Genomic DNA, 26,998 nt, shown 5'->3' on the forward strand with positions numbered 1-26,998 from the left:
GGTTCCGGCAGCCTTCAGTGGTCTTTGCAGAGTTAAGACAGGCGGCTTAGCGTTGCACTTCGAACTTGAATCCGCCCTTTTCCTTATACGGATCATAAGTTTTAGCCACTAAGATTGCGGGTCAGAATGCGTTACTCTCTCTTCAGCTCAAACTACCGGAAAAAAACTGCCGTGAATATTATTGCTGCCGACGAAAGTCATCTTCCTGCCATTCAGGCGATTTACGCCCATCATGTCAACACCGGGCTCGCCAGTTTCGAAACCTCGCCACCTTCCTGTGCTGAGCTGGCCAGCCGTCTGGCGAAGATTCAGCTGGAAGGGTTAATCTGGCTGGTGGCGGAAATCGACCAGCGTGTGGTGGGGTACTGTTATCTCTCTTTCTACCGTACGCGCCATGCTTACCGTTACACGCTGGAAGATTCGGTGTATGTCGACCCGCACTACACGGGGCGTAGCATAGGCAAAGCGTTACTGCAGCAGGCCATCCGCTGGGCGGAACAGCAGGGGTATCGTCAGCTGATTGCGAATGTCGGTAACAGCGACAATCAGGGATCGCTGGGGCTGCATCGCGCACTGGGGTTCCAGCACTGCGGCACGCTGCGTTCGGTTGGCCTGAAGCACGGTCAGTGGGTGGATACGGTATTCCTGCAGCGTGCACTGGGGGAAGGGGACAGCAGCCTGCCGCCTGCCGACCTATAACATCCACGGCCGGAAATCAGCACGCTTATTCAGATACTGTTCGCCGGACACATTAAACACACCATCGCCAGTGTAGTGCAGGGTTGGCGGGAATTCTGGCTGCGGGCGGACATGGGCTTTGACCACTTCAAAAATAAAGAAGTTATAACGATCTGTCAGCACATCGTCATACAGCTGGCATTCGAAATTAGCGAAACATTCGTCAATCAACGGCGCTTTCACCAGACTGGCGGCTGCTGGCGTCAGCTGGTTTTCGGCAAATTTATCCACCTCGCTGCCGCTGCTGTTGCCAATTGCCACTACCTTATCGATCATATCGGCTGTTGGCAGGTTAATCACACACTGCTGGCTGTCACGAATAAGCTGATGGCTGTGATTGCCAGCAGAGATCATGCACCCCACCAGCGATGGCGAAAATTCCATAATGGTGTGCCAGCCCAGCGTCATAATGTCGTTTTCACCCTGCCAGTGGGATGAGATCAGCACAACCGGGCCCGGTTCGAGATATTTTCTGACCTGGCCGCAGGGAAAATCAATTTTACTGCTGTGAGTTGCCATAACGCCTCCGCAACGTGTTCAGGATAACCCTAAGTGTGATAAACATGCGGGAAATTGCCAGCGCAGCGGGAGACGGGAGAGGAAAGCCTGTTGCCAGACTTCCTGCCCGGAGGATTTATTGTTGTTCTGACACCAGCACTGCCAGCGTATCGGCTTCCAGCGCTTTAAAAATATGCGCCTGATCCGCCGGATAGCAGATATAGTCACCCGCATTCAGCTCCACTGGCGCCTCCTGTGGCCCCACCAGCGCACGCCCCTGAGTGATAATGATATGTTCCACTGACCCTGGCGGATGAGGGTGCGATAAGCGATCTGCACCTGGCTGGGTGGTCAGCAGGTATATATCACGTCGCGCGCCGGGAGGACAGGTCGCCAGTAATGTTGCCTGATAATTTGCCAGCTCAGCAACCACCCTCGGCCCTTCACCACGACGAATCACCTGAGTTTTACTGGTTTGTGGCTCCATCAGACGGGCGAAAGGGATATTTAGCGCCACACACAGTGCCCATAAGGTTTCCAGACTCGGATTACCGTTACCTGCTTCCAGTTGCGACAGGGTTGACTTGGCGATTCCGGCACGGCGCGCCACTTCAGCCAGTGACAAACCCGCCAGCTGGCGTTCTCGCACCAGTCCTTTCGCGATAATAGCAATAGGTTGCGTCATACATTGCTCTTTTTGTTATATCGAACGCTTCGTTCGACTTGAAAAACGATTTTCAGGTGTTCATTATAATGGAGTTTCGTTCGTTATGAGATAAATATGATGCGTCTTTTTGGGTTATCTTCACTGAATGGCGGTGTGATTAAGGCTATCGCACTCGTCTGCCTGGCGGATGGTCTGGTGGGAATATCTTACGGTTCGCTGGCGAGCAGTTACGGTTTTCCGCTTTGGGTGCCACTGTCATTGTCATTACTGGTACTGGCCGGGGCGTCAGAGTTTATCTTTATCGGCATGGTGGCGGGAGGCGGTAGTCCGCTGGCTGCAGCGGCTGCAGGTATTCTGGTCAATGCCCGCCATCTGCCGTTTGGCATTGCGGTGCGCGACCTGGTTGGTCGTGGACAACGCGGATTGCTCGGCTGCCATATCATGAATGACGAAAGTGTGGTGTTTGGTCTTGCACAATCCTCCACATCGCAGCGTAAAGCTGCTTACTGGCTGTGTGGTATTGGGATCGCGCTGTGCTGGCCACTGGGCGTGATACTCGGTACTGCACTGGGACAGTTTATCCCGGATACACACGCAACTGGCCTCGATGCTGTGTTCCCGGCAATTCTGCTGGCGCTGATTTTCTCCTCGCTGAAAAAACTGACGACGCTGATTTCCGCGTCGTCGGGTGCGTTGATCGCACTGGCAAGTGTGCCTTTGCTGCCAGTGGGCATGCCGGTGCTGTTTTCTTTACTCGGATTGCTGGTACGCAGGAGAGCACAATGAGTCACCACTATCTGGTTATCCTGGGGATTGCGTTACTGGCTCTGGGGACTTATGCCCTGCGGCTGGCGGGTTGTAAACTTGGCAACCGGGTCCATTTATCGGCCTCTGCTCAGGCGCTGCTCTCTGATGCCGCCACCACTTTGCTGCTGGCGGTGGCGGCCACCGTCACGTTGTTCGAAGGACAGCACTTTGCCGGTTTTGCCCGCCTGGCGGGGGTGAGTTGTGCACTGTTTCTTGCCTGGCGTAAGGCTTCTCTGATGGTGATCATTCTCTCCGCGGCGGCGGTCACTGCACTGCTGCGCGTGTCAGGGATCAGCTAATGCCGGAGGGCAGGGAGCACTAAATTTACTGTCCGATCAGCGCACTAACCTGCGGGTGTAAAAATTCAGTTGAGCACTACAGATAAAATGATAATACTGTATATAAATACAGTTATCTCACAGGTCCGTATCATGAATATCGTACGCGCAGCCGAGCTGCCAGCCATGCAACCTCTCCCGTTATTTCTGGAAAAAGTGCCGTGTGGGTTTCCGTCACCGGCGGCGGATTATGTCGAAAAGGCGCTCGATCTGAACGAGCTGTGCGTGCGCCATCCGAGCGCCACTTATTTTGTCTGGGTGACGGGAGATTCGATGATCGATGCTGGCATCAGCGATGGCGATATGCTGGTGGTTGACAGCTCGTTACAGGCGAAGCACGGCAGCATCGTGGTAGCGGCAGTGGATGGCGAGTTTACGGTGAAAAAGTTACTGCTGGGTCAATCTCCGCAGTTAATGCCGATGAACCGCGCCTATATGCCGATTCTGCTGGATATGGAGCAGGGACTGGATGTGTTTGGCGTAGTGACGTTTGTGATTAAAAATATTGAAGGGGGAACGGCGTAAGTTCTCTCTTCTTCCTCCTCCTGGCAACCCCATGCGGGTTGCACCATTTTTTCGAGCCCTGCCGAAGTCTCTCCTGAGCTGCCTTGCTGCGCTGGCGCTTTGCCCGTATATCTGCTCCGGTGTATTGGATTTTATACGTAATTTAGTATAATGGAGCAACGGATGCGAAAACTACTGCGATTTTTGGACAGCAGCCTGGATGATTTGCGCACTTTTCCTGACGATGCCCGCAAGGAAATGGGCCATCAGCTGGATCGGGTACAGCAGGGCGTTAACCCGACGGACTGGAAACCTTTTGCCGCTGTTGGCCTGGGCGTGAATGAAATCCGTGTGAAGGATGATGACGGTATTTACCGCGCGATGTATGTCGCGAAATTTCAGGAGGCGGTGTACGTCCTGCACTGCTTTCAGAAGAAAACCACGGCGACCAGTCTGCCTGATGTTCAGCTGGCGAAAAAGCGTTATACGTTTTTGCTGCAGGAGAGGAAGAAATGAAAATTCAAACCTTTGATAACGTCTGGGATGCGATCAGTGACAGTCATGAGGACGCGGAGAATATGAAAATCCGCTCTCAGCTGATGATTGCCCTGAATGCATGGATCGCGAAAAGTGGTATGACGCAGGCGGAAGTCGCTCAGGCATTGGGCATTTCCCAGCCGCGGGTGTCAGAACTGGCGCGCGGTAAAATTCACCTGTTTAGCGTCGATAAGCTGATTGCCATTATGGCGCATGCCGGGATGTACATTACCCATATTGAGATCAGTGAACCGGCGGTCGCCTGATTGGTCGATGCCCGCCTGATCTTCACTGATTGCGGCGATTTGTATCGCCAGCCGACAGGGAACGCTGATAAAGAAAAGCCACTGGAACGTTACACTGTTCCAATGGCTGAGCGGATGAAACACGCTGGTGAGCGGCGCGTCCGGGTTAAGCCCTTTACCTATTTGAGGTGCATCGCATAGCTGGTCGGGCCCTGCGGGTAATCCGTCTTACCCAGCCATTCGGAGGCGTAACCAATGGCGACGGGGGCCGGGTTTTGTGGTTTGCCGGTGCCGCCATTGACATAGCCATCCGAATATTTAGCAATCAGCCGATCGGCCAGCTGCCACCACTGGGCGACCAGTTCTTCAGCCTGCGTGGAAGCCAGCTCAGTCAGGCGGTGGCTGTCCAGAGAACCGGCTGCGGCATCCCATCCGACAAGCGCGGCTTCTCCTTTCTCTTCAAGATGGCGCTGCAGAGGCAGGATATCGACGCGGCACATACGCTGGTAATTCAGCCGCGCCCAGTTGGCGACAAAGTCGAAAGCCCACCATGCCACTTCGCGGCTGAATATCTGCGGATCACCGGTCTGGTAGCAGGAAGGCAGCGACGCCATTTTGGCCGGGAAAGGCGTAAAGCAGGTGGAGTAAGCGACATCCGGGCCAAACCAGCAGACACCTTTTGTCAGTTCCGGCGCATCAGGTCGTACTTCGCATACCGAAATATAGCCCTGATAGAAGATAGAGATTGCCCGCTCCCATGCGCCATACAGAACTTCGCTGGACACGTTGTTCTGTGCACCGTCATAAGGGCCGATAAAACGGTTCGGATCGCCATAAGGTCCGGCGGCAATCCCCTGCGTCAAATCGAATTCTGTTCCCTCATAATGGTCACGGTACAGCGCGAAGATTTCGCGCCGTTGCAGTGGTTGTGACGGTGGGATCGAAAACGGATAGTCGGTAGTATAGCCTTTGCCATTCACCCATGGGCTCAGGCCAAGGTCAGGATTCACGCGGTCGAACACCCGCCACACCCGCCGCAGCGAGTAGTAAGGGTGAGAATATTCCCCCTCACTTACCGTTGGCAGCCAGTCCAGCGGCCCGTCAGAGGGTTTCCACCAGCCGATTTTTTCCGCGCCAGGTTCCAGCAGAGGTGACCACAGCTGGTCCGGATTACCGGGTTCAAGCAACCGGATGCGGAATTCATTGGCGGCAACGAAGACCTGCCCGTCAGGTACGCGCTGAGCGGCCCATGCCGAGTGATACTTTTCATCCGGCAGCGCACACATCTCGAACACCCATGCCTCTTTTTCATCACCGACCAGCAGCGTTTCGCCAGTGGAAAAATAACCATACTGGTCAATCAGCTGCCCCATCAGCACCACTGCGTCACGCGCATTGGTGCAGCGTTCCAGTGCGATACGCGAGAGTTCGGCGCTGTAGAACAGGCGGCACTGCTTACCACTCTGGTGGGCTTCCTCCTGCGAGACATGGCCGGGCTGGAACTTCGCGCCGTTGGTGCATTCGCCAAACATCAGGTTATGTTCATTCATGACGCCATAGCTGCCGTCATAGTAGGCCCAGGTATGTGGCACCTGCGGAATCCGGCCAATCAGCGGCGTTTCAGGATAGTCCGCCAGCTGATAATTCGGACCTCTTTCCGTACTGACCAGCCGCGGATAAGCGTCATTACTGCCATCCACTACCCCCCGGGTCGCGCCCGGCGCATGATCCTGCGCCGGAACGTAGATCAGCCGCTGGTCAGACAGCTCGTTATCGTCCGAATGGGTCACGCGCATCGCCCCGTCAGCGCAGGCGCCGCAGGTAAAAATCATGGTTGTGCACATGGTATTTTCCTTGTTCGCTTAACGCGAATACCAGACGCCAATCTGTGCGCCAATATTGGTCACATTACCGCCCGTGCCTGCACTGCTGGTTGGCAGTACCGGGCGTTGCGGATAGTGTTGACCTTTGGCATCCATAAAGACCAGCTGCTTGTCGGGCAGGTTTTGGTAGATGATGGCAAACGACGAGCCACCATAGTTGAACATGCCCATTTCCTGGCCTTTTTTCACCTGAGCCCCTTTTTTCATCGACGCGTCAAAGGCGATGGTGGAAACCTCGCTCATCCCAAGCGGGATGCAGCAGACGTAACCATAATCAGGGGTTTTGAAGACAATCAGCCCGCGAGCGTTGACCTCGCACAGATAAGGCAGTGAGGCGGTGGTCGCACCACCGAAGTCAGGCAGGACCAGTTTGTTGAAGTACGCCCCCTGGATGCAGAGGGGATCGAACAGCACTTCACCGTTAACCGGCACCCACCAGCGGTGGAAGTTGTAAGGGTTAAGATAGGTCTGGAAGATATATCCGCCAGTGAACATCTCTACCAGTCCGTGCTGGTCGATGATGGCCTGCTGCGCCGGATCGGATGAACTCAGAATATCACGCAGTGAATAGTTCATGTCCTTGAACCAGAAAGGTTCATCCTGTGCCACCTTCCAGTCCCAGCGGAACAGTGAACCGTCATTCGGGCAGATCACTGTCTGGTTTGAGTCCGAGTCAGCAATCGGGCGTTCAGTTGCCGGATCTTTAAACTCGCGGGTGAAGAAAGCGTTCCACGATGTCCAGTAAGGCAGTTTCTCGCTGTCCTTTTTCCATAAATCAAACTGGTACATTTTTTTCGCATCGGGCGACAGCCACTGCTCGCCTTCCACGCTAAAACCGGCGCCTGAGGCGGGAGTGGCAAGGTAGTTGTGCCACTCGTTCAGCACCGCGCGCATTTTCTCGTTGAACTGCGGCAGACCGAGCAGCGTCGAGCCAGCCAGCGTGGGATCAATACCCACGGTAAATGCAGAAAACGGCAGGCCGACCAGATCATTGTTGACGAAACGTGGCCACCAGTTCAGCAGCACATTACACACCGCGGCAAAATAATCCGCATCAGGAATGCGCGGAATATGTACGCCGTCGGTATCGAGATCGGGCGTTCTGCGTATGGTGAGGTTCTGCCGGCAGGCTTGCTGAACAAGATACGCGGCAATCGGTTCATTATGCAGAAAATCGAGCAGGTCCTGGACGACGGGCGCCAGTTTACCGGCTTTGGTTATACGCTGTGCAATATCTTCGTGGAACGCGCGCCAGCTATCACTTTCTGGTGCGGGCAGCCAGCCACTTCTCAGGCTGCTTGGATAAGGTAAAATCTGGAATTGATCGTATGTCTGATGCATTTTCACTGCTTCCCCCTATGAAATCCTTTGAGACTGGAAACAACTACATCGGTTATGAGCCGGGTTCTGACACCCGTCGCCAGTGAGTATCAATCCTGAAGAATTATTTATCAAAAATATGGTTAAAAAATATTCTCTTATTAATAAATCACTAATTTAATTATTTTAATATAACGATTTATATCGTTATTCCCGGTCTGTAAGCGGTGGGGTAAAAAAAGCTCAGGCGATTTATGTTAATTAATATTTAACAATTTGGTGCCGCTGCTGGTGTCTGACTGGCGGGAATACGCCATGGCAGCAGACTCTGCCAGCAATAAGATTGTTTTCTGCAGAATCAGCCACTTTCCGGTTCCGCATGCTGAAGCGCTTGATCCTAACGCTTATCTGATAAATACTGTTTTTATATACAGTATTAATTATGTTGGTCGTTATCATGTTCGCACTTGTCGATGTCAATAATTTCTATGCTTCCTGCGAAACCGTGTTCCGGCCGGATTTACGCGGCAAGCCCGTTGTGGTGCTGAGTAATAACGATGGCTGCGTGATTGCGCGCAATGCTGAAGCGAAGGCGCTGGGTATCAGCATGACAGCGCCATATTTCAAACAGAAAGCGCTGTTCGAACGCCATCAGGTCCATGTTTTTAGCTCAAATTATGCCCTGTATGGCGATATGAGCCATCGGGTGATGAGCCTCCTGGAAGAGATGGCTCCGGCGACTGAAGTCTATTCGATTGATGAAGCGTTCCTCTGTTTGCAGGGCGTCAGTCACTGTCAGTCGCTGCTCCAGTTTGGCGAGCAGGTACGTCAGCGGGTGGCGAAAGAGGCTCATCTGTCTGTCGGGGTCGGCATTGCACCAACCAAAACGCTGGCCAAGCTGGCGAACTATGCAGTGAAAGCGTGGCAGATGGAAAAAGGCGTGCTGGATCTTTCCCGGGTTACGCTACAGCGCAGGTTGCTGGCGCGAGTGGCGGTGGGCGAGGTCTGGGGTGTCGGGCGGCGGCTCAGCAATCGCCTGCAACTGATGGGGATCGAAACGGCGCTGCAACTGGCGGAAAGCTCTCCCGCCTTTATTCGTAAAAACTTTAATGTGGTGCTGGAGCGCACGGTGCGTGAACTGCGCGGCGAACCCTGCCTGCTGGCAAATGATGTGCCGTCCGCCAGACAGCAAATCCTCTGCAGCCGTTCTTTCAGTTCACGTATTAGCGATTACACCTCGATGCGCGAGGCGGTCTGCGCTTATGCGGAGCGGGCGGCGGAAAAACTGCGCACGGAACGGCAATACTGCCGCCAGGTGGGGGTGTTTATTCGCACCAGTCCCCATGCGACAGATGAAGTGTTTTATACCCGTCAGGCGCAGGGCAGTATTGCCATTCCCAGCCAGGATACGCGCGATATTATTCGTGTTGCCATGGATTGCCTCGACCGGATCTGGGCGGAAGGGCACCGCTATATGAAAGCGGGTGTGGTACTCGGTGACTTTTTTTCGCAGGGGGTGGCGCAGCTCAATCTGTTTGATGAGTGGCAGCCCAGAGCGAACAGCAGTGCGCTGATGCAGGTGATTGATAAGGTGAACCAGCAGGGTAAAGGCAAACTGTGGTTTGCCGGGCAGGGTTTCCATCAGCCATGGGCGATGAAACGCGAGATGCTGTCGCCAGCTTATACCACTCGCTTCAGTGATTTACCGCGTGCGAGCTGATAACCGGGCGAACCTGGGCACGCCCGGTATTGCACTGTCGGTTACAAATACACCCGCAGATATTCCGTCAGGCACAGCAACGCCATGGCCTGGCCGTAGGGCATCGACGTCAGCGGGATCTGGCGGTAATAATCGAGATCGTTGCCCATCGCGGTGCCAAACGATACCTGCGTCAGTTCACCGTCGCGATTAATCTGTTTCACCACGCCCTGCAGCGCTTTTTCCGCCATCGGCAAATAATCGCGTGCGATATAGCGCTTACGCACCGCTTTCAGTATGCCGTAGGCAAAACCGGCGGTGGCAGACGCTTCCAGATAGCTGTTGTGGTCGTCCAGCAAGGTATGCCACAGTCCGCTTTCATGCTGGTGCTGCTGCAGTGCGGCAATCTGCGTTTCCAGCGTCTGTAACAGAAAACGCCGGGTGGCATGGTTCTCCGGCCACGCCATCAGTTCGATAAATTCCGGGATAGCAATAGTCAGCCAGCTGTTGCCTCGGGCCCAGCGTGCTTCAGCAAAGTTGTGCTGACCGTCGAAGGTCCAGCCATGGAACCACAGGCCGCTGCGGCGATCCATCAGATACTGGACATGCAGCAGGAACTGGTAGCTGGCCTCCTCGATGTACTCCTGGCGGTCAAGCAGTTTGCCGATCTTGGCCAGCGGCAGCACGCTCATCATCAGGGTGTCATCCCACAACTGCTGGTGGTTTTCATTGTTGTAGACAATATGCTGCAGGCCGTTGCGCGTGGTGCGCGGCATCTCATACATCACCCATTCCGCCCAGCGTTCCAGCACCGGCAGCAACGCCGGATTGCGCGTCTCTTCATAGCGATACGCCAGCGTCAGGAACGGGCAGACGGTGTTGACGTTCTTGGTTGGCGTCCCTTCCGCCAGTCGTGCGGCGAACCAGTCGTCGATGATCGCCAGCGTCTTCTGGTCGCCGGTTTGCTGATAATAATGGTACATACCGTACAAGCCGATGCCGTGCGTCCACTCCCATCCCGCCCAGCCTTTGGTATCAATCACCCGGCCATCATCCAGCCGCAGTAAGAACTCGCCGCTGTCGTCGGTGATATTCACCAGATTGTCGGTCAGTTTGCCAATCAGCTGCGTCAGTTGACTGCGCGGCAGCAGAAATTCGGGCTGGCGCAGTAACGCGCTCTGTTTTACCGGGAATATCGTCATGTTTCGATCCTTATTATTTCAGCGAATGAGTCATCGGCGTTGCGTCCGCCTGGTGTGCAGGCAGTGATGGCGCAGGCGCTTTATGGCGATTCAGGAAACCAATATTGTTGTTTCCCCATAAGTTGTCGTAAGGGATACCGGCCAGCAGTTCGACGGTGGCGCGTGCCTGCGGGGTGATCTTTTCCGGTACAGTGCGGCCCGCTTCACGCATTTTTACGGTTTCTTCGCGCAGTATGCTGTGGGTCTGCAGGTTGAGCCTGAAGCGCAACGAGATAAAGAAGCCGATCGTCAGGACGCCGACAGTACCGACACTCAGAATAAGCAGAATGGTGTGGGACACGGTTTCGCTCTGACTGGTCTGGCCGGAGACAAAGCCGGAGAGCTGCAACACAATCCCCACCAGCATCACGGCACCGGCCTGCGACGCTTTACGTGTCAGGGTCATTATGCCGGCGAAGATCCCCTCACGGCGTTGCCCGGTGATCACTTCATCGACATCTGCGATATAGGTGTAGATATTCCATGGCACATAGTTGATGCCGCCGCGTCCCAGCCCCGCCACCGCGGAAATCGCCAGCAGCAGCGACAGGTTGTCATTCATCCCGGCATACCACAGTCCGGCATAGGAGAGGGCGCTGCAACCGAACAGAACCACCACCAGGCGGTAAGAGGGGGCAGGCCCGAGGCGAATACAGAGCGGGATCATGCCCATTACCGCGATAAACTGCAGGATTGCCATGGTGCCCATCAGATTCGATGCGAGCTGTGCGCTCTGCATCAGCACAAACACCACATACCAGGTGAATACCGCATTAAACACATCCTGCGCGATATAGCCGCCCAGATACATGCCGAGATGCTGGCGGAAGATACGGATACGGAAGGTCGATGCAAGTTCCACATACAGTCGCTTCAGGCTCTGCATCAGCGTCAGCTGGCGTTTCTCTTCTTCAGCGCGGCGTGATTCGGCGGAAAACGCTTCCGGATCGCGTTCCCAGGTAAAGAACCACACCAGCGTCAGCACCAGCGCGCAAATCACCGAGAACACCAGGCTGGAGTAGAAGAAGGAGATAGCATTATCTTTGCCGAAAATACCCAGCAGGATGCCCGGCAGGAAGGCGGCCAGAATGGCAGAGAGCTGGGCGAGAGCAATGCGCGCACCGGAGAATTTGGTTTTCTTTTTGAAATCGTCAGTCATTTCCGGCACCAGTGTTTCATACGGCACCAGAATCATGGTGTAGACGATGTCGAACAGCAGATAGGTCAGCAGATAGTAGAGATAACTCATATCGCCAACCCACATCAGGCTGTAGCTGAACACGCAGGGAATACCCAGCAGGATAAAGAATTTACGGCGGCCAAAGCGCTTACCGAGGCGCGTGGAACCGAAGTTATCGGTGAGAAAACCCATCAGCGGGCTGATCACCGCATCCAGCACGCGCGCCATGGCGAAGATAAAGGTGGCTTCTATCGGCGTCAGGCCGCAGAAGTTGGTGTAGAAGTAGAGCAGCCAGGCGGCGGTCAGCGCGGTGGTGCCTGCACCGAGAAAATCGCCAGAACCATAGGCAAGGTAATTCGCTAATCCAATCTTACGTGCGGGCATAATAAATACTCCCTGAAGATAACCTGTAATGAAACAGCACGGATTCCGGACAACTCAGACGGATTGGCATGAAAGTAGAGCGGAAGTGGCGGCTAAACCTTCGCGATTTTGCAAAGAGAGGGTGGAAAGTGGCAAAAACACAAAGAGCAACCTGACCAGACTCTAAATTTATAAAACATTGTTTTATTTTTAATGGTTGTTCGTGTCGAAAATGTGGGGCGTTGCACAAAAAAGAGCGGACCTGCGTCAGGCAGAGTCAGAAATGGTGTAAAGCCAGGCAGAGGGAAAAAGAAAAGTGACCTGAAGGTTGAAAGGAAACAAATTTCTCGCTCATACTGCGGTAACCTGTTTACCCGCTAAGGAACTGCACCATGGCTGAAGAAACCATTTTCAGTAAAATCATTCGCCGCGAAATTCCGGCCACTATTGTGTATCAGGATGAGCTGGTGACCGCTTTCCGTGATATCGCGCCAAAAGCGCCAACTCATGTTCTGATCATTCCTAATGTCCTGATCCCGACCGCTAATGAGGTTGAGGCCGCGCATGAGCAGGCGCTGGGCCGTATGATTACCGTTGCGGCGAAAATCGCTAAAGACGAAGGGATTGCCGAAGATGGCTACCGTCTGATTATCAACTGCAATCAGCATGGCGGTCAGGAGGTCTATCACATTCATATGCATCTGGTGGGTGGTCGCCCGCTCGGGCCGATGCTGCTGGACTGATAATGGCGGTCATACCATGAAGCGACTTTTTTTCCCGGCCATTCCGTTACTGCTGGCATTGACGGGCTGCAGCCACGATCGGGCGATGATTAACACGTCGCAGCCGCTGGTGATGGAGTCGGCGGTACTGTCGGCAGGGATCACCACCGATGCGCCGACCATCAGTGAACGTGATGGTCAGCAGCGTGCGGCAACGGTACTGTTTAATCAGCAGGATCAACCGGTGCAGCTGAATTATCGCTTCTACTGGTATGACGATAAAGGGCTGGAGATCCAGCCCTTTGAAGCGCCTCGTACGGTGCTGGTGCCTGCACATGCGAAAATCGAAATTGCGTCACAGCTGGGTAATCTGACGGCCAGCAAAGTGCGACTCTATCTCTATCTGTAAGGGGAATATTTGTGAACAGCCGTATTGTTAAACTTTCCGGCGTGGTGTTGCTGGGGCTGCTTCTCAGTGGTTGTATTCTGCAGCAGCAACAGCCAGCACAGCCTGCGCCTGTCGAGCCCGCGCAACCTGCGCCACCGACTCAGCCGGTACCGCAGCCGCAACCGGGTGTGCCGGTGCCGCAGCCGCCGAAAATCGTGACCATTAACTGGGATGCCAGCGTACAGCCGCTGGTGGCGCAGATGCTGCAGGCGGAAGGGGTCACCCAGGGCAGCGTGTTGCTGGTTGACCGGATTAAAAACAGCACCAATGGCAGCCTGCAGACGGCGAAAGCCACCACGTCACTGCAAAATGCGCTGGCGAACAACGGCAAATTCACCCTGGTCACGCCACAACAGCTGAGCACCGCGAAGCAGACGCTGGGGCTGTCGCCAGACGACAGTCTGACTTCACGCAGCAAGGCAATTGGCCTGGCGCGTTATGTCGGCGCGCAGTATGTGCTGTACAGCAATGCACAAGGGGATGTTAAGTCGCCTGAACTGCAGATGCAGCTGATGCTGGTGCAGACCGGGGAAATTATCTGGTCAGGCAACGGTGACGTACAGCATTGATCCTGCCCTGCGGCAGTTAATTCGCAGGCAGTTTCCGGCGGCTGAGGCCGCCGGTTGCTTTTCTGCGCTGCATGGACTGACCGGATTAACCGGCAAAGTGATGGTCGGTGAGCAGATATTACTGGCGCGGCGTGAGGCTGAACTGCCAATCCCCGCGGTGTGCCGTCAGCGCGAATACCGGCTGCTGAAGCGCCTTGCCGCCAGCGGACTGACGCCGCAGGTATATGGTTATCAGCACCCGTGGCTGCTGCTGGCGTGGCGGCCGGGAGAGGTGCTCGATGCCAGCCAGTTTTCGGCGCAGCTCCCCGCACTGGTGACGCTGATCAGCCAGCTGCACCACCAGCCGCTGAGCGGCTATCCGCTGCAGATGCTGGCGCTGTTACAGCGTTACTGGCAGCTGTGCCGCCAGCGCAATGTGCGCTGGTTGCGTGCCTTAACACAACTGGCGCGGCAGGGCGAACCGCGGCCGCTGCGCCTGGCGCCGCTGCATATGGATATCCATGCCGGTAACCTGTTGCTGTGTGACACTCAGCTGAGCCTGATTGACTGGGAATACGCCGGTGACGGGGATATCGCGCTGGAACTGGCGGCAATTATCGCCGCAAACGCGCTTGATGCGTCGCAGTGCCAGCGGTTGCTGGCTGATTACGCCGCCCGTAATCAGCTCGACCCTATTCTGCTGGCGCGCCAGATACAGCGCTGGCAGCCGTGGCTGCGCCTGTTAATGGCCAGCTGGTATCAGCTGCGTGCGGAACAGAGTGGCGATGCCCGGCTGCAACAGCTGGCGGCCGAGAGCTGGCGCAGGTTGTAACCTTTGTCGCCATTGCGGCGATCGCCTATGATAAGCGCCTGCATTTTTAGAGGAAAAGAAACATGATGGAGTTGACCACGCCCGGCCCGGTGATGCTTGATGTGCAGAGCTATGAACTGGATGCAGAAGAGCGCGAAATTTTGCAGCATCCGCTGGTGGGCGGTCTGATTCTGTTTACCCGCAATTACCACGATCCGGCGCAACTGCGTGAGCTGGTGCACCAGATCCGCGCGGCGTCGCGCAGTCGTCTGGTGGTGGCGGTGGACCAGGAAGGCGGACGCGTCCAGCGGTTCCGCGACGGTTTTACCACGCTGCCTGCGATGCAGTCTTTCGCGGCGTTAAACGACAGCACCCAGGCGGGCGAACTGGCGCAGCAGGCTGGCTGGCTGATGGCATCGGAAATGATTGCGATGGATATCGATATCAGCTTTGCGCCGGTGCTGGATATTGGTCACCTCAGCGCAGCGATTGGCGAGCGCTCCTTCCACGAAGACCCGGCGATTGCGCTGAGTATGGCGCGGCGTTTTATTGCCGGGATGCACGAAGCGGGGATGAAAACCACCGGTAAACATTTCCCGGGGCATGGCGCGGTCAGTGCAGATTCACATAAAGAGACGCCGCGTGATGAGCGTGATGAAGCGCTGATCCGTCAGCACGATATGCAGATTTTCCGCCAGCTGATTGACGAACAGGCGCTGGATGCGATTATGCCCGCGCATGTTATCTACACGCAGGTTGATTCGCGTCCTGCCAGCGGTTCGCCGCACTGGCTGAAAACCGTGCTGCGTGGCGAACTGGGCTTTAACGGCTTGATTTTCTCTGACGATTTGTCGATGGAAGGGGCGGCGATTATGGGCAGTTATGCCGAGCGCGGCCAGGCGTCACTGGATGCGGGCTGCGATATGATTCTGGTGTGCAACAACCGCGCGGGTGCGGTCAGCGTGCTGGATAATCTGGCCTTTACCCAGGCTGAGCGCGTCAGCCAGCTGTATCACAAAGGCACGTTCAGCCGTCAGGAACTGCAACAATCAGCGCGCTGGAAAAACACCAGCCAGCAGCTGAGCCAGTTGCAGGAACGCTGGCTGGCGTATAAAGCCGGGCGTTAACGGCTGGCCGCCGGCGGGCGGCCAGATCGTATCAGGCCAGTGACTGGATAAAACTCTGCCACTGCGCCTGGTAAGCATCCAGTTGTTTTAACACGTTGTTTTGGCTCGTGCTGTCAAATCCGTTGCTCTTCACTATTGCGGCAAAACCGGCAAAGGCTTCATCCATATTACTGCTCTGTGCGGTAATCTGCAGTATCTGCGTCAGTTCCTGCTGCGCACGCGACGTCCCTTGCTCCACCTGTTGTAGATAGCTTTCCGCCTGCGCGATATGGTCAGCGCTGCCATACTTTTGTGCAATCTTCAGTGTCGCCTGCGCCAGGTCTTTTTGCACGTCTTCACGCTCCGTAAATTTGCTGTTCATCAGCGTAGTAACAATCGCACCAGCCTGCTGCTGGTTGTCACTGCTGACGTACTTTTCTACCAGTTTGTTCAGTTTGGCCTGGGTCATCGCGAGAGAAACCGCCTGTGATGTATCAGAATTGTCGATGTTGTCTGCATTGGCATTATTTTCACGCAGGACCTTATTTAGCGCCGTGGCAAAAACATTAATACTGTCGGTATCCGTGGTCATGTCGAGCAGCGGCGCCAGGGTTGCAGCATCTTCGGCGGTAAAGGGATCGCTGGAGGTATCAACGCTGAGATCGCGCACCGGTTGCTGGTAGATAAAGCGCATGGCTGCAACCTGACGCAGGCTGGCTTCCCTCTCTTCCTTGCTTAATGACTGGGTCTGCTCTGCTGGCGTCGTTAACACACGGTTGACAGTTTCCTGAGAAATCGTCACGACCGCAGCCGGTAAAGGTTTGTGCCATACGCTGTCATCGGAAGTGAGTGCTGTGTTTTGAGTGCCGGTTCTGTTCTGCCCGCGTCTGGATAAATTCCAGTTTTTATATTTGTTATGCCCATAATGCCCTCTACGAGTAGTAAGAACGCTAAAGAGGTACATCGACAATATGTAAGAATTCTTTAATGTAATTGGAAGATATTGGTAATTTTTATTGCAAAATCGTACAGTTTTGATCTTAAGTCAAATTTTCTGACTTCATCCCGATAATATGTCATTGATCAATCCCGGGGCATTGCGTCAGCGCTACCATCAGCTCTGGTTAATCAAAGGTGAGGATAACGATGATCATCTATCTGCACGGTTTTGATTCGAACAGCCCGGGTAATCATGAGAAGGTGCTGCAGCTGCAGTTTATTGACCCGGATGTACGTCTGCTCAGTTACAGCACGCTGCATCCCCGGCACGATATGCAGCATTTGCTGAAAGAGACCGATAAAATGCTGCAGCTGAGTGATGATGAACACCCGTTGATTTGTGGTGTCGGGCTGGGTGGCTACTGGTCAGAACGTATCGGTTTTCTTTGTAACATTCGGCAGGTCATGTTTAACCCGAATCTGTTCCCGTACGAAAATATGACGGGCAGGATCGACCGGCCAGAAGAGTATCTGGATATTGCCACTAAATGCGTCAGTAACTTCCGGGAAAAGAACCGTGACCGTTGCCTGACGATCCTCTCCCGCCGCGATGAGGTGCTGGATAATCAGCGCAGTGCGCAGACGCTGCATCCTTTCTATCCGATTATCTGGGATGAAGAGCAGGGACATAAGTTCAAAAATATTTCTCCACATTTACAACGCATTAAGGCGTTTAAGCTGCCCGGCTAAGCGCAGTATTTTGCCTGGGGTATCTGCGTATGCCCCATATTTCCTCTCACCACCCGCGCTACCCTGTCTTTGCGTATTAATCCTGGTTTCCGCATTTAAAATTGACGCCGATCAATTTTGGTATGACCCAATTACCCTGCCGTGATATCCTGCCTGCAGATTGCGATTAAGGTTCGCCAACCCTATGTTTACTAAGGATATTACAAGTAACCTTTAGTTAACGATTGGTTTACATTTTGAGGGGGTCTTTTGACTACGCCAATGGAAAAAATTGTCATCGTCGGTGGTGGCGCAGGGGGACTGGAGCTGGCTACTCAGCTGGGTCATAAACTGGGCCGCAAAAAGAAAGCGGAAATCACGCTGATTGACCGTAATAACAGCCATTTATGGAAACCCTTGCTGCATGAAGTGGCGACCGGTTCGCTGGACGAAGGGATCGATGCGCTGAGTTATCTGGCGCATGCGCGTAATCACCATTTCCAGTTCCAGCTGGGGACGGTGACCGATCTGAACCGCGAAACCAAACGTCTGCAACTGGCGGAAATCCGTGACGCGCAGGGCGAACTGCTGGTGCCCGCGCGCGAACTGGCGTATGACACGCTGGTGATGGCGCTGGGCAGTACCTCGAACGACTTTGGCACGCCGGGTGTTAAAGATCACTGCATCTTCCTCGATAACCCGAGCCAGGCGCGTCGTTTCCATAACGAAATGCTTAACCTGTTCCTGAAGTTCTCTTCCAGTGAAGGGACGCAGGAGAAGGTCAATATCGCCATCGTCGGCGGCGGTGCCACCGGCGTTGAACTGTCGGCGGAACTGCACAACGCAGTGAAACAGCTGCACAGCTACGGCTACAAAAACCTCGACAGCTCTGCACTGAATGTCACGCTGGTGGAAGCGGGCGAGCGTATTCTGCCTGCGCTGCCACCGCGCATTTCCGCTGCGGCGCACCAGGAGCTGACCAAGCTCGGTGTGCGCGTGCTGACGCAAACCATGGTTACCAGCGCCGATGCCAATGGCCTGAACACCAAATCCGGTGAATTTATCTCTGCAGATCTGATGGTCTGGGCGGCGGGGATTAAAGCGCCTGACTTTATGAAAGAGTTCGGCGGCCTGGAAACCAACCGCATCAACCAGCTGGTGGTGAAAGAGACGCTGCAGACTACGCAGGATGACGATATCTATGCCATCGGCGACTGTGCTTCCTGCGCGCTGCCGGGTGGGGGCTTTGTGCCACCGCGTGCGCAGTCTGCACACCAGATGGCATCACGTGTGCTGAGCAATATTCTGGCGCGGCGCAAAGGTCAGCCACAGAAGGCTTACGTTTATAAAGACCACGGTTCACTGGTGTCGCTGTCGCGCTTCAGTACCGTCGGCAGCCTGATGGGTAACCTGATGCGTGGTTCCATGATGGTGGAAGGGCGTATTGCACGTATGGTCTACATCTCACTGTACCGTATGCACCAGATTGCCCTGCACGGTTACTTCAAGACTGGCCTGATGATGCTGGTTGGCAGTATCAACCGCGTGATCCGTCCGCGTCTGAAGCTGCACTAACTGATACTGGCGGGAGAATTCCCGCCATTTTTTTGTCCGCCAGTCATATTGTGACAGTGTCACGATAATGCTTTCCTCTCATGACCCGCACTTTTCCCCAGGCATCAGAACACTCTGAAAGGTTTTCCTTATCACCGCTTTTGCGCCATTTCTTCCATTTTTCTGATGTCGCGTTTCGTTACCTTAACGCAAAATTCACATAAATGACCACGGCGCGTCGCGCACGCCGGGAATGCCAGAACTGGACGATAACAACGTCAGCGGCACAGCAATGCGCGGTAACACTTCAGGAGGATTTCCTGTGAATAAATCAATGTTAGCGGGTGTTGGAATCGGTGTGGCAGCAGCGCTGGGCGTGGCGGCTGTCGCAGGTATGAACGTATTCAACAGCGGCCCGCAATATGCTCAGGTGCTCTCCGCAACACCCATTAAAGAAACCGTGAAGACACCCCGTCAGGAGTGCCGGAATGTCACCCTGACACACCGTCGTCCGGTGCAGGATGAAAACCGTATCGCGGGTTCCGTACTGGGTGCGGTCGCCGGTGGCGTGATTGGTCACCAGTTTGGTGGTGGCCGCGGTCGTGACGTGGCAACCGTTGCTGGTGCGCTGGCGGGTGGCTACGGCGGTAATCAGGTACAGGGCGCATTGCAGGAACGTGATACCTACACCACCACGGAACAGCGCTGTAAGACGGTCTACGATAAGCAGGAGAAAATGCTGGGTTACGACGTGACCTACAAAATCGGCGACCAGCAGGGCAAGATTCGCATGCAGAATGACCCTGGTACGCAGATCCCGCTGGATAACAAAGGCCAGCTGGTGCTGAATAACAATCAGGCGTAATGCTGAAGCACCTTCCGTCACCAATGGCGGAGGGATGCAAATAATCAACCCCGGCATGCCGGGGTTGATTGTTTTCAGGCCGCGTTTTCCATCATTTGCGCCATAAAGTCGCGCACCCATTTCATGCGCAGCTTACGTTCACCGAGGTCGCGGATAAACTTCAGCCGCGTCGGGCCGTCGAGCCGCCAGTGCTGCGGATCTTTCTGCAGCAGGCCAATCAGCCAGCCCGGGTCGACTTTATTTTTCTCAGCAAACTCGATAAAGCCGCCTTTCTCATTGCCTTCAATACGGCGCACGCCCAGCTTCTGTGCAGTCAGACGCAGTGCCGCGATATCCAGCAGATTACGTGCGGCATCCGGCAGCAGGCCGAAGCGGTCAATCAGCTCCACTTTCAGCTCTTCCAGCTCGCTTTCCTCTTTCGCACTGGCAATACGCTTATACAGCGACAGGCGGGTATTCACGTCCGGAATAAAATCATCCGGCAGCAGGGATGGCATGCGCAGCTCGATTTCCGTCTGGTTGCTGGTAAGGTCTTCCAGCGACGGCTCGCGCCCCGCTTTTAACGCGTCGACGGCATTTTCCAGCAACTCCATATACAGTGAGAAGCCAATGGTTTCCATCTGACCGCTCTGGTCTTCGCCCAGCAGTTCACCCGCGCCACGGATTTCCAGGTCATGGGTGGCCAGCGCAAAACCAGCGCCCAGGTCTTCCAGTGAAGCGATGGCTTCCAGTCGTTTATGGGCATCGGCGGTCATCGCTTTCGGATGCGGCGTCAGCAGCCAGGCGTAAGCCTGGTGGTGAGAACGCCCGACGCGGCCACGCAGCTGGTGCAGCTGCGCGAGACCAAAGTGGTCAGCGCGCTCAATAATAATGGTATTGGCGGTGGCAATATCGATACCGGTTTCAATGATGGTGGTACACACCAGCACATTAAAGCGCTGGTGGTGGAAATCATTCATTACCCGTTCCAGCTCACGTTCACGCATCTGGCCGTGGCCGATGGCGAAACGCGCTTCCGGCACCAGCTTCGCCAGCCGGTCGGCCGCTTTCTCGATATTTTCCACATCGTTATACAGATAGTAGACCTGGCCACCGCGCAGGGTTTCACGCAGGATCGCCTCGCGTACCACCAGGTCGTCATATTCACGCACAAAGGTCTTCACTGCCAGACGGCGCGCCGGAGGCGTGGCAATAATCGACAGGTCGCGCATGCCGCTCATCGCCATATTCAGCGTACGTGGGATCGGCGTGGCGGTCAGGGTGAGGATATCGACATCCGCACGCATCGCTTTGATGCGCTCTTTGTGACGCACGCCGAAACGGTGCTCTTCGTCGACAATCAGCAGACCCAGGTCATGCCATTTTATATCGCTCATCAGCAGCTTATGGGTGCCGATCAGAATATCGATCTTGCCTTCTCTGGCCTGTTCAATCACCTGCGCCTGCTCTTTCGCGGTGCGGAAACGCGACAGCATTTCAATACGCACCGGCCAGTTGGCAAAACGGTCGCGGAAGTTGTCAAAATGCTGCTGTGCCAGCAGGGTGGTGGGCACCAGCACCGCCACCTGCTTGTTGTTCTCGATGGCAAGGAAGGCGGCACGCATCGCCACTTCGGTTTTACCGAAACCGACGTCGCCACACACCAGACGATCCATTGCCAGCGGCTGGCACATATCACTCAGCACGGCATTGATTGCCTGTGCCTGGTCGGGCGTGGTGTCGAACGGGAAGCTTTCACAAAACAGCTGATACTGCTCGCGGTTATGTTTAAAGGCAAAACCGGATTTGGCGGCACGCTGAGCGTAGATATCCAGCAATTCTGCCGCCACATCGCGCACTTTTTCTGCCGCCTTCTGGCGCGCGCGTGACCAGGCATCACTGCCCAGTTTGTGCAGCGGCGCATTTTCATCCGCGCCGCCCGCGTAACGGCTGATCAGATGCAACGACGACACCGGCACATACAGTTTGGCGTCACCGGCGTAGGCCAGCATCAGGTATTCCGCGGTAATGCCGCCGGTTTCCAGCGTGGTCAGGCCAATATAGCGCCCGACGCCGTGCTCCAGATGCACTACCGGCTGGCCAGCGTGCAGTTCGGCGAGGTTGCGGATCAGCACATCAGGATTGATGGTGCGGCGACTGTCCTGACGGCGGCGGCTGACGCGTTCGCCGAGCAGGTCGCTCTCACAAATCAGCGCGCGCTGGCGCAGGCCGTCAATAAAACCGCGTTCGCTGGCACCAATCATCAGGTAATGGCCCGCTGCGCTGGCTTCGTCGAGACGATGAATCACTTTCGGCGCCAGTTTGATGCGTGCCAGCAGTTCCTGCAGTGTTTCGCGGCGGCCTTCACTTTCGACGGAGAAGATCACCGGGCCGGGAAAACTTTCCAGAAAACGGCGCAGATTATCCAGTGGCGCTTTGGCCTGTGCCTGCACGGTCAGATCCGGCAACGGCTGATAATCAAGGTTGGTGTGAGCGGCTTTTTCCGCCAGCAGATCGCTGCTCAGCTGCATACGCGGCCACTGTTTCAGTTCACTGAACAGTTCGTCGGTGCGCAGCCAGAGTGTTTCTGGTGACAACAGGGGACGCATCGGGTCGACGCGGCGGTTTTCATAACGTGCATTGACGTCGAGCCAGAAACGATCAGCGCTGCTTTCCAGATCGCCGGTGTTCAGCACCAGCGTATTGTCCGGCAGATAGCTGAACAGCGCAGGCAGCGGCTGCCCGAAGAACAGCGGCTGCCAGTATTCAATCCCGGCTGGCAGCGTGCCTTTGCTGACCTGCTGATAGATATGCTCGGCTTCGCGTTTCACATCGAACTGTTCGCGCCACTGGCTGCGGAACAGCTCAATCGCGGTTTTATCGGTGGGAAATTCATGGGCGGGCAGCAAGTTAATCGCCGCCACTTCTTCCAGCGTGCGCTGTGAATCGACATCAAACAGCCGCAGGCTGTCAATTTCATCATCAAAGAAGTCAATACGATGCGGCTGGTCGCTGCCCATCGGATAGAGATCGAGCAACGCGCCGCGCGTGGCGTATTCGCCATGCTCCATCACCTGATCGACATGACGATACCCGGCCTGCTCCAGCTGGTCGCGCACCGTATCGCGCGACAGGTGCTGGCCTTTCTGCATCACCAGCGCATGGCCGTGCAGAAAACTGTGCGGACAGACGCGCTGCATCAGGGTATTCACCGGCAGGATCAGTACGCCGCACTGCATCGATGGCAGCTGATACAGCGTCGACAGACGTGAGGAGATAATCTCCTGATGCGGTGAAAAACTGTCGAAAGGCAGGGTTTCCCAGTCTGCCAGCGTGGTGACCGGCTGATCGGTAAACTGCTGGATCTCATCCTGCAGACGCAGGGCGTTTTGCATATCAGGTGCGATTAACATCACCGGACCACGATGACGTTCAATAATTTCAGCGCACTCAACGGCACAAGCCGCACCGGTCAGCTGCCCGAGCAGGGAGCGATCACCGGCTTTCACAGGCAGGGCATAGCGGGTCTGTTGTGGCATAGTCGGTTTAGCGTTCTCTTCAATCACATATGACAATAATGATTTCACAGAACGCGCCAGGGATCACCTGATTGCGAACAGATTTTTGTGCTGGCGGATCAGGTTGCTGCAGCGAGAACCGGGGAGATACGCGTCTACCTCATCGAGGGCTGTGAATAGTGCATGCGTGGCCGGTCAATATTTGCCCAGCACAGGTCGCGCTCGACATGGTAGCTGTGATTGCCGTCATCCCATCTGACGTAGTAACCGGTCGGCGCATCTCCCTGTTCTAAAACGTTAACCACTTCGCCTTTGATATCACCGGATTTATGTTTCACGATGCTGCCTTTGGGATATCTGAACATGGTGCTACTCCACGCCGTTGCCACGGCATAATACACATACCCATTGTATGTGATTATAGTCTACGCTTTGTGCATCGCAGGCAATTGCCGCATTAGTGAGCAATTACTGGGCTATTTTTCGCCATTTGCTGTTTTGTCAACGCCATCTTTACGCGGTTTGCCGCAGACTCAGAGGCTTAGAGGTTCCATAAAGCGGGGCACTCCTTTATCATCCTGCTTACTTTGCATCAGCTGGCGGCATAAGACGGATTACATGTATCAACCTGTTGCGTTATTTATTGGTCTGCGTTACATGCGCGGACGAGCCTCAGACCGCTTTGGCCGGTTTGTCTCCTGGCTTTCCACGATCGGCATTACGCTCGGTGTGCTGGCGCTGGTTACCGTGTTATCGGTAATGAACGGCTTCGAGCGTGAGCTGGAAAACAATATTCTTGGCCTGATGCCTCAGGCGCTGGTAACCAGCGACAAAGGCTCGGTGAATCCTCAGCAACTGACCCCGGACAGCCTGCATCTGCAGGGTGTCAGCCGCGTTGCGCCATTAACCACCGGTGATGTGGTACTGCAGAGCGCGCGCAGCGTGGCGGTTGGCGTGATGCTTGGTATTCAGCCGGACGAAAAAGACCCGCTGACGCCATATCTGGTGAATGTGAAACAGCAGGATCTGCAGGCCGGGCAATATAACGTCATTCTCGGCGAGCAGCTGGCCGGGCAGCTTGGTGTGAAGCGTGGCGAAAGCATTCGTCTGATGGTGCCTTCCGCCAGCCAGTTTACCCCGATGGGCCGCCTGCCGAGCCAGCGTCTGTTTAAGGTGATTGGCACGTTTGCGGCCAACAGCGAAGTTGACGGCTATCAGATTCTGGTTAACCAGCAGGATGCATCGCGCCTGATGCGTTACCCGGCGGGCAACATCACCGGCTGGCGGCTGTGGCTGCAGGAACCGCTGAGTGTCGATACGCTGAGCCAGCAGACACTGCCGGACGGGCTGGTATGGAAAGACTGGCGCGAACGCAAAGGCGAGCTGTTCCAGGCCGTACGCATGGAGAAGAATATGATGGGCCTGCTGCTGAGCCTGATTGTGGCGGTAGCGGCATTCAATATCATTACCTCGCTTGGCCTGCTGATTATGGAGAAGCAGGGCGAAGTGGCAATTCTGCAAACCCAGGGGCTGACACGCCGCCAGATTGTGCTGGTGTTTATGGTGCAGGGCGCCAGCGCCGGAATTATTGGTTCGCTGCTCGGCGCATTGCTGGGCGTGCTGCTGGCCAGCCAGCTGAATAACCTGATGCCACTGATTGGCATGCTGCTGGATGGCGCTGCGCTGCCGGTAGCGATTTCGCCATGGCAGGTGGTGGCGATTGCCCTGACGGCGATGGCGGTTGCGCTGTTGTCGACGCTTTATCCTTCCTGGCGCGCTGCCGCCGTTCAACCCGCTGAGGCTTTACGCTATGAGTAATTCGATCCTGTTGCAGTGCCACGAACTGTGCAAATGCTACCAGGAAGGCAGCGTGCAGACAGATGTGCTGCGCAATGTCTCTTTCAGCATTGAGCAGGGTGAAATGATGGCGATTGTCGGCAGCTCTGGTTCGGGGAAAAGTACCCTGATGCATCTGCTCGGCGGGCTGGATTCTCCGACCTCCGGTGAGGTGGTGTTTGACGGTCAGTCGCTGAATAAACTCTCTTCATCCGCCAAAGCGGAACTGCGTAACCGTGAGCTGGGCTTTATCTACCAGTTCCACCATCTGCTGCCGGATTTCACCGCGCTGGAAAATGTGGCGATGCCGCTGCTGATTGGCAAAATCAGTAAAGCACAGGCGCAGGATCGCGCGCGCGAAATGCTGTCAGCGGTCGGGCTGGAGAAACGCGCCGCTCATCGTCCTTCAGAACTCTCTGGCGGTGAACGTCAGCGCGTGGCGATTGCCCGTGCGCTGGTGAATCAGCCACGGCTGGTACTGGCGGATGAGCCGACCGGTAACCTTGATGCGCGTAATGCGGATGCGATTTTCGATCTGCTCGGTGAACTGAATGTGCGTCAGGGCACCGCCTTCCTGGTGGTGACTCACGATCTGCATCTGGCAAAACGCCTGAAGCGGCAGATGGAGATGCGCGATGGTCAGCTGAGCGACCAGCTGACGCTGGCAGGAGTGCTCTGATGACTTCTTCGTTATCCCTGCTGCTGGGGCTGCGCTTCAGCCGCGGTCGCCGGCGCGGCGGTATGGTATCGCTGATTTCGATTATCTCCACCGTCGGTATCGCACTGGGTGTGGCGGTGCTGATTGTCGGACTCAGTGCGATGAACGGCTTTGAGCGTGAGCTGAACAACCGCATTCTGGCGGTGGTGCCGCACGGTGAAATCGAAGCGGTTAATCCGCCGTTTACCGGCTGGCAGAGCATGCTGCCGCGTATTGAGCAGGTGCCTGGCATCGCGGCGGCGGCACCCTACATCAATTTTACCGGCCTGATTGAGAGCGGCGCGAAGCTGCAGGCGATCCAGGTTAAAGGTGTCGATCCGCAGCAGGAACTGCGCCTGAGCGCACTGCCAAAGTATGTGCAGGATAACGCCTGGGCCAGCTTCCAGCCTGGTAAACAGCAGGTGATTGTCGGCAGCGGGGTGGCGAAATCGCTCAATCTGAAGCAGGGTGACTGGCTGACGATTATGATCCCCAACAGTGATGCCGAACAGAAGCTGCTGCAGCCAAAACGTGTCCGTCTGCAGGTCAGCGGTATTCTGCAACTGAGCGGCATGCTGGACCACAGCCTGGCGCTGGTGCCGCTGGCCGATGCGCAGCAATATCTGGCAATGGGCGACAATATTACCGGCATCGCGCTGAAAATGACTGACCCGTTTAGCGCCAGTAAGCTGGTGCGCGATGCGGGCGAAGTGACGCACTCCTACGTGTATATCCGCAGCTGGATTGGCACCTATGGCTATATGTACCGCGATATCCAGATGATCCGCGCCATTATGTATCTGGCGATGGTGCTGGTGATTGGCGTGGCCTGTTTTAATATCGTCTCCACGCTGGTGATGGCGGTAAAAGATAAGAGCAGCGATATTGCCGTGTTGCGTACCCTGGGGGCGAAAGATGGTCTGATCCGCGCTATCTTTGTCTGGTACGGTTTGCTGGCAGGTTTGCTGGGCAGTATCAGTGGCGTGGTGGTGGGGGTGCTGGCCGCGCTGAATCTCACCGCGCTGATTCGTGGCGTGGAAACTCTGATCGGCCACCATTTCCTGTCCGGCGATATCTATTTTATCGACTTCCTGCCGTCGGAACTGCACTGGCTGGATGTGATTTCGGTGCTGGCGACGGCGATAGTGCTGAGTCTGCTGGCCAGCTGGTATCCGGCACGGCGCGCCAGCCGTATCGACCCGGCGCGAGTGCTGAGCGGACAATAA

General features: G+C 55.5%; 27 protein-coding genes. 18 read left to right on the plus strand and 9 right to left on the minus strand.

Annotated elements, in window-relative coordinates; translation table 11 throughout:
- Positions 1-171 precede the first annotated feature (171 nt).
- Positions 172-699: an N-acetyltransferase family protein gene (locus ACSZO1_RS06685; protein WP_437610765.1), complete on the plus strand. Its 528-nt coding sequence runs from the start codon at positions 172-174 to the stop codon at positions 697-699.
- On the opposite strand, the gene ACSZO1_RS06690 is transcribed toward ACSZO1_RS06685, so the two are convergent.
- Positions 694-1,257, minus strand: coding sequence for a flavin reductase family protein (locus ACSZO1_RS06690; protein WP_437610768.1), 564 nt, complete (start codon positions 1,255-1,257; stop codon positions 694-696). The two genes, ACSZO1_RS06685 and ACSZO1_RS06690, sit on opposite strands and share 6 nt — an antisense overlap.
- Positions 1,258-1,372: 115 nt before the next feature.
- Positions 1,373-1,921, minus strand: a complete 549-nt coding sequence (locus ACSZO1_RS06695; RefSeq protein WP_437610770.1) for a helix-turn-helix domain-containing protein — start codon at positions 1,919-1,921, stop codon at positions 1,373-1,375.
- 96 nt (positions 1,922-2,017) lie between these two features.
- Here ACSZO1_RS06695 and ACSZO1_RS06700 point away from each other — a divergent pair, with 96 nt between their 5' ends.
- The 5 genes from ACSZO1_RS06700 to ACSZO1_RS06720 all read left to right on the plus strand — a co-directional run bounded on the left by ACSZO1_RS06700 (position 2,018) and on the right by ACSZO1_RS06720 (position 4,355).
- A complete protein-coding gene (locus ACSZO1_RS06700; RefSeq protein WP_437610772.1) occupies positions 2,018-2,689 on the plus strand; it encodes an AzlC family ABC transporter permease in 672 nt (223 codons plus the stop codon).
- The gene (locus tag ACSZO1_RS06705) at positions 2,686-3,009 is read left to right on the plus strand and encodes an AzlD domain-containing protein (RefSeq protein ID WP_437610774.1); all 324 of its coding nucleotides are present in this window, start codon (positions 2,686-2,688) and stop codon (positions 3,007-3,009) included. The genes ACSZO1_RS06700 and ACSZO1_RS06705 overlap by 4 nt, the downstream gene beginning before the upstream one ends.
- A gap of 132 nt (positions 3,010-3,141) precedes the next feature.
- Complete coding sequence (gene umuD, locus ACSZO1_RS06710; RefSeq protein ID WP_437610777.1) at positions 3,142-3,573, plus strand: translesion error-prone DNA polymerase V autoproteolytic subunit; 432 nt, start codon at positions 3,142-3,144, stop codon at positions 3,571-3,573.
- A 162-nt stretch (positions 3,574-3,735) separates the two neighbouring features.
- Complete coding sequence (locus tag ACSZO1_RS06715) at positions 3,736-4,068, plus strand: type II toxin-antitoxin system RelE/ParE family toxin (RefSeq protein WP_437610779.1); 333 nt, start codon at positions 3,736-3,738, stop codon at positions 4,066-4,068.
- Positions 4,065-4,355, plus strand: coding sequence for a helix-turn-helix domain-containing protein (locus ACSZO1_RS06720; protein WP_437610782.1), 291 nt, complete (start codon positions 4,065-4,067; stop codon positions 4,353-4,355). The genes ACSZO1_RS06715 and ACSZO1_RS06720 overlap by 4 nt, the downstream gene beginning before the upstream one ends.
- Positions 4,356-4,513: 158 nt before the next feature.
- Here the strand turns inward: ACSZO1_RS06720 and ACSZO1_RS06725 are convergent, their stop codons facing one another.
- Both ACSZO1_RS06725 and ACSZO1_RS06730 read right to left on the minus strand, forming a co-directional pair.
- Complete coding sequence (locus ACSZO1_RS06725) at positions 4,514-6,178, minus strand: dipeptidase (RefSeq protein ID WP_437610784.1); 1,665 nt, start codon at positions 6,176-6,178, stop codon at positions 4,514-4,516.
- A gap of 18 nt (positions 6,179-6,196) precedes the next feature.
- Entirely contained in the window at positions 6,197-7,558 is a 1,362-nt protein-coding gene (locus ACSZO1_RS06730) for a phophatidylserine decarboxylase associated domain-containing protein (protein ID WP_437610786.1), read from the minus strand.
- Between the two features lie 436 nt (positions 7,559-7,994).
- Here ACSZO1_RS06730 and umuC point away from each other — a divergent pair, with 436 nt between their 5' ends.
- The gene (gene umuC / locus ACSZO1_RS06735) at positions 7,995-9,257 is read left to right on the plus strand and encodes a translesion error-prone DNA polymerase V subunit UmuC (RefSeq protein WP_437610788.1); all 1,263 of its coding nucleotides are present in this window, start codon (positions 7,995-7,997) and stop codon (positions 9,255-9,257) included.
- A gap of 41 nt (positions 9,258-9,298) precedes the next feature.
- Here the strand turns inward: umuC and ACSZO1_RS06740 are convergent, their stop codons facing one another.
- Both ACSZO1_RS06740 and ACSZO1_RS06745 read right to left on the minus strand, forming a co-directional pair.
- Positions 9,299-10,438: a glycoside hydrolase family 88/105 protein gene (locus ACSZO1_RS06740; protein ID WP_437610789.1), complete on the minus strand. Its 1,140-nt coding sequence runs from the start codon at positions 10,436-10,438 to the stop codon at positions 9,299-9,301.
- Positions 10,439-10,451: 13 nt separating this feature from the next.
- Complete coding sequence (locus ACSZO1_RS06745) at positions 10,452-12,041, minus strand: MFS transporter (protein ID WP_437610792.1); 1,590 nt, start codon at positions 12,039-12,041, stop codon at positions 10,452-10,454.
- Between the two features lie 371 nt (positions 12,042-12,412).
- Between ACSZO1_RS06745 and hinT the strand changes: the two genes are divergently transcribed.
- The 5 genes from hinT (at position 12,413) to nagZ (ending at position 15,676) form a co-directional block, all read left to right on the plus strand.
- Positions 12,413-12,763, plus strand: a complete 351-nt coding sequence (gene hinT, locus ACSZO1_RS06750) for a purine nucleoside phosphoramidase (RefSeq protein WP_437610794.1) — start codon at positions 12,413-12,415, stop codon at positions 12,761-12,763.
- Between the two features lie 16 nt (positions 12,764-12,779).
- Positions 12,780-13,151, plus strand: coding sequence for a YcfL family protein (locus tag ACSZO1_RS06755; RefSeq protein ID WP_437610796.1), 372 nt, complete (start codon positions 12,780-12,782; stop codon positions 13,149-13,151).
- An 11-nt stretch (positions 13,152-13,162) separates the two neighbouring features.
- Positions 13,163-13,759, plus strand: coding sequence for a penicillin-binding protein activator LpoB (lpoB, locus tag ACSZO1_RS06760; RefSeq protein WP_437610798.1), 597 nt, complete (start codon positions 13,163-13,165; stop codon positions 13,757-13,759).
- Positions 13,743-14,570 carry a thiamine kinase gene (thiK, locus tag ACSZO1_RS06765; protein ID WP_437610800.1) on the plus strand — a complete coding sequence of 276 codons (828 nt, stop codon included), beginning with the start codon at positions 13,743-13,745 and terminating at the stop codon, positions 14,568-14,570. The genes lpoB and thiK overlap by 17 nt, the downstream gene beginning before the upstream one ends.
- 65 nt (positions 14,571-14,635) lie before the next feature.
- On the plus strand, positions 14,636-15,676 hold the full coding sequence (gene nagZ, locus ACSZO1_RS06770; RefSeq protein ID WP_437610860.1) for a beta-N-acetylhexosaminidase: 1,041 nt from the start codon (positions 14,636-14,638) through the stop codon (positions 15,674-15,676).
- Between the two features lie 31 nt (positions 15,677-15,707).
- Here nagZ and ACSZO1_RS06775 read toward each other — a convergent pair whose 3' ends face one another.
- On the minus strand, positions 15,708-16,427 hold the full coding sequence (locus ACSZO1_RS06775) for a hypothetical protein (protein ID WP_437610802.1): 720 nt from the start codon (positions 16,425-16,427) through the stop codon (positions 15,708-15,710).
- Between the two features lie 374 nt (positions 16,428-16,801).
- Between ACSZO1_RS06775 and ycfP the strand changes: the two genes are divergently transcribed.
- From ycfP to ACSZO1_RS06790, 3 genes are all read left to right on the plus strand, one after another.
- Positions 16,802-17,344, plus strand: a complete 543-nt coding sequence (gene ycfP / locus ACSZO1_RS06780) for an alpha/beta hydrolase YcfP (protein WP_437610804.1) — start codon at positions 16,802-16,804, stop codon at positions 17,342-17,344.
- A 249-nt stretch (positions 17,345-17,593) separates the two neighbouring features.
- Positions 17,594-18,898 (plus strand): NAD(P)/FAD-dependent oxidoreductase, encoded by a 1,305-nt coding sequence (locus ACSZO1_RS06785; protein WP_437610806.1) that lies wholly within the window; start codon positions 17,594-17,596, stop codon positions 18,896-18,898.
- Between the two features lie 301 nt (positions 18,899-19,199).
- Positions 19,200-19,742, plus strand: a complete 543-nt coding sequence (locus ACSZO1_RS06790; RefSeq protein ID WP_437610808.1) for a glycine zipper 2TM domain-containing protein — start codon at positions 19,200-19,202, stop codon at positions 19,740-19,742.
- Positions 19,743-19,816: 74 nt separating this feature from the next.
- On the opposite strand, the gene mfd is transcribed toward ACSZO1_RS06790, so the two are convergent.
- Together mfd and ACSZO1_RS06800 are read right to left on the minus strand one after the other, a co-directional pair.
- Positions 19,817-23,260, minus strand: coding sequence for a transcription-repair coupling factor (gene mfd / locus ACSZO1_RS06795; protein ID WP_437610862.1), 3,444 nt, complete (start codon positions 23,258-23,260; stop codon positions 19,817-19,819).
- 134 nt (positions 23,261-23,394) lie between these two features.
- The gene (locus tag ACSZO1_RS06800) at positions 23,395-23,604 is read right to left on the minus strand and encodes a hypothetical protein (RefSeq protein WP_437610810.1); all 210 of its coding nucleotides are present in this window, start codon (positions 23,602-23,604) and stop codon (positions 23,395-23,397) included.
- A gap of 253 nt (positions 23,605-23,857) precedes the next feature.
- Here ACSZO1_RS06800 and lolC point away from each other — a divergent pair, with 253 nt between their 5' ends.
- The 3 genes from lolC to lolE are packed head-to-tail and all read left to right on the plus strand — an operon-like array spanning position 23,858 to position 26,998.
- Positions 23,858-25,057 (plus strand): lipoprotein-releasing ABC transporter permease subunit LolC, encoded by a 1,200-nt coding sequence (gene lolC / locus ACSZO1_RS06805; RefSeq protein ID WP_437610812.1) that lies wholly within the window; start codon positions 23,858-23,860, stop codon positions 25,055-25,057.
- The gene (lolD, locus tag ACSZO1_RS06810; RefSeq protein WP_437610814.1) at positions 25,050-25,754 is read left to right on the plus strand and encodes a lipoprotein-releasing ABC transporter ATP-binding protein LolD; all 705 of its coding nucleotides are present in this window, start codon (positions 25,050-25,052) and stop codon (positions 25,752-25,754) included. The genes lolC and lolD overlap by 8 nt, the downstream gene beginning before the upstream one ends.
- Complete coding sequence (gene lolE / locus ACSZO1_RS06815) at positions 25,754-26,998, plus strand: lipoprotein-releasing ABC transporter permease subunit LolE (protein ID WP_437610816.1); 1,245 nt, start codon at positions 25,754-25,756, stop codon at positions 26,996-26,998. The genes lolD and lolE overlap by 1 nt, the downstream gene beginning before the upstream one ends.

The organism is Erwinia sp. V71 (genome assembly GCF_965644245.1).
In the GTDB taxonomy this organism is placed as follows: Bacteria; Pseudomonadota; Gammaproteobacteria; order Enterobacterales; family Enterobacteriaceae; genus Erwinia.

Excerpts from the sequence above, each read along its gene's own strand:
- ACSZO1_RS06800 (WP_437610810.1), bottom strand. The coding sequence starts at position 23,604 with ATGTTCAGATATCCCAAAGGCAGCATCGTGAAACATAAATCCGGTGAT.
- ACSZO1_RS06715 (WP_437610779.1), top strand. The coding sequence starts at position 3,736 with ATGCGAAAACTACTGCGATTTTTGGACAGCAGCCTGGATGATTTGCGC.
- umuD (WP_437610777.1), top strand. The coding sequence starts at position 3,142 with ATGAATATCGTACGCGCAGCCGAGCTGCCAGCCATGCAACCTCTCCCG.
- ACSZO1_RS06700 (WP_437610772.1), top strand. The coding sequence starts at position 2,018 with ATGATGCGTCTTTTTGGGTTATCTTCACTGAATGGCGGTGTGATTAAG.
- mfd (WP_437610862.1), bottom strand. The coding sequence starts at position 23,260 with ATGCCACAACAGACCCGCTATGCCCTGCCTGTGAAAGCCGGTGATCGC.
- ACSZO1_RS06695 (WP_437610770.1), bottom strand. The coding sequence starts at position 1,921 with ATGACGCAACCTATTGCTATTATCGCGAAAGGACTGGTGCGAGAACGC.
- ACSZO1_RS06690 (WP_437610768.1), bottom strand. The coding sequence starts at position 1,257 with ATGGCAACTCACAGCAGTAAAATTGATTTTCCCTGCGGCCAGGTCAGA.
- ycfP (WP_437610804.1), top strand. The coding sequence starts at position 16,802 with ATGATCATCTATCTGCACGGTTTTGATTCGAACAGCCCGGGTAATCAT.
- hinT (WP_437610794.1), top strand. The coding sequence starts at position 12,413 with ATGGCTGAAGAAACCATTTTCAGTAAAATCATTCGCCGCGAAATTCCG.
- lolD (WP_437610814.1), top strand. The coding sequence starts at position 25,050 with ATGAGTAATTCGATCCTGTTGCAGTGCCACGAACTGTGCAAATGCTAC.
- lolE (WP_437610816.1), top strand. The coding sequence starts at position 25,754 with ATGACTTCTTCGTTATCCCTGCTGCTGGGGCTGCGCTTCAGCCGCGGT.
- nagZ (WP_437610860.1), top strand. The coding sequence starts at position 14,636 with ATGGAGTTGACCACGCCCGGCCCGGTGATGCTTGATGTGCAGAGCTAT.
- ACSZO1_RS06720 (WP_437610782.1), top strand. The coding sequence starts at position 4,065 with ATGAAAATTCAAACCTTTGATAACGTCTGGGATGCGATCAGTGACAGT.
- ACSZO1_RS06725 (WP_437610784.1), bottom strand. The coding sequence starts at position 6,178 with ATGTGCACAACCATGATTTTTACCTGCGGCGCCTGCGCTGACGGGGCG.
- umuC (WP_437610788.1), top strand. The coding sequence starts at position 7,995 with ATGTTCGCACTTGTCGATGTCAATAATTTCTATGCTTCCTGCGAAACC.
- ACSZO1_RS06705 (WP_437610774.1), top strand. The coding sequence starts at position 2,686 with ATGAGTCACCACTATCTGGTTATCCTGGGGATTGCGTTACTGGCTCTG.
- ACSZO1_RS06740 (WP_437610789.1), bottom strand. The coding sequence starts at position 10,438 with ATGACGATATTCCCGGTAAAACAGAGCGCGTTACTGCGCCAGCCCGAA.
- ACSZO1_RS06755 (WP_437610796.1), top strand. The coding sequence starts at position 12,780 with ATGAAGCGACTTTTTTTCCCGGCCATTCCGTTACTGCTGGCATTGACG.
- ACSZO1_RS06745 (WP_437610792.1), bottom strand. The coding sequence starts at position 12,041 with ATGCCCGCACGTAAGATTGGATTAGCGAATTACCTTGCCTATGGTTCT.
- ACSZO1_RS06730 (WP_437610786.1), bottom strand. The coding sequence starts at position 7,558 with ATGCATCAGACATACGATCAATTCCAGATTTTACCTTATCCAAGCAGC.
- lolC (WP_437610812.1), top strand. The coding sequence starts at position 23,858 with ATGTATCAACCTGTTGCGTTATTTATTGGTCTGCGTTACATGCGCGGA.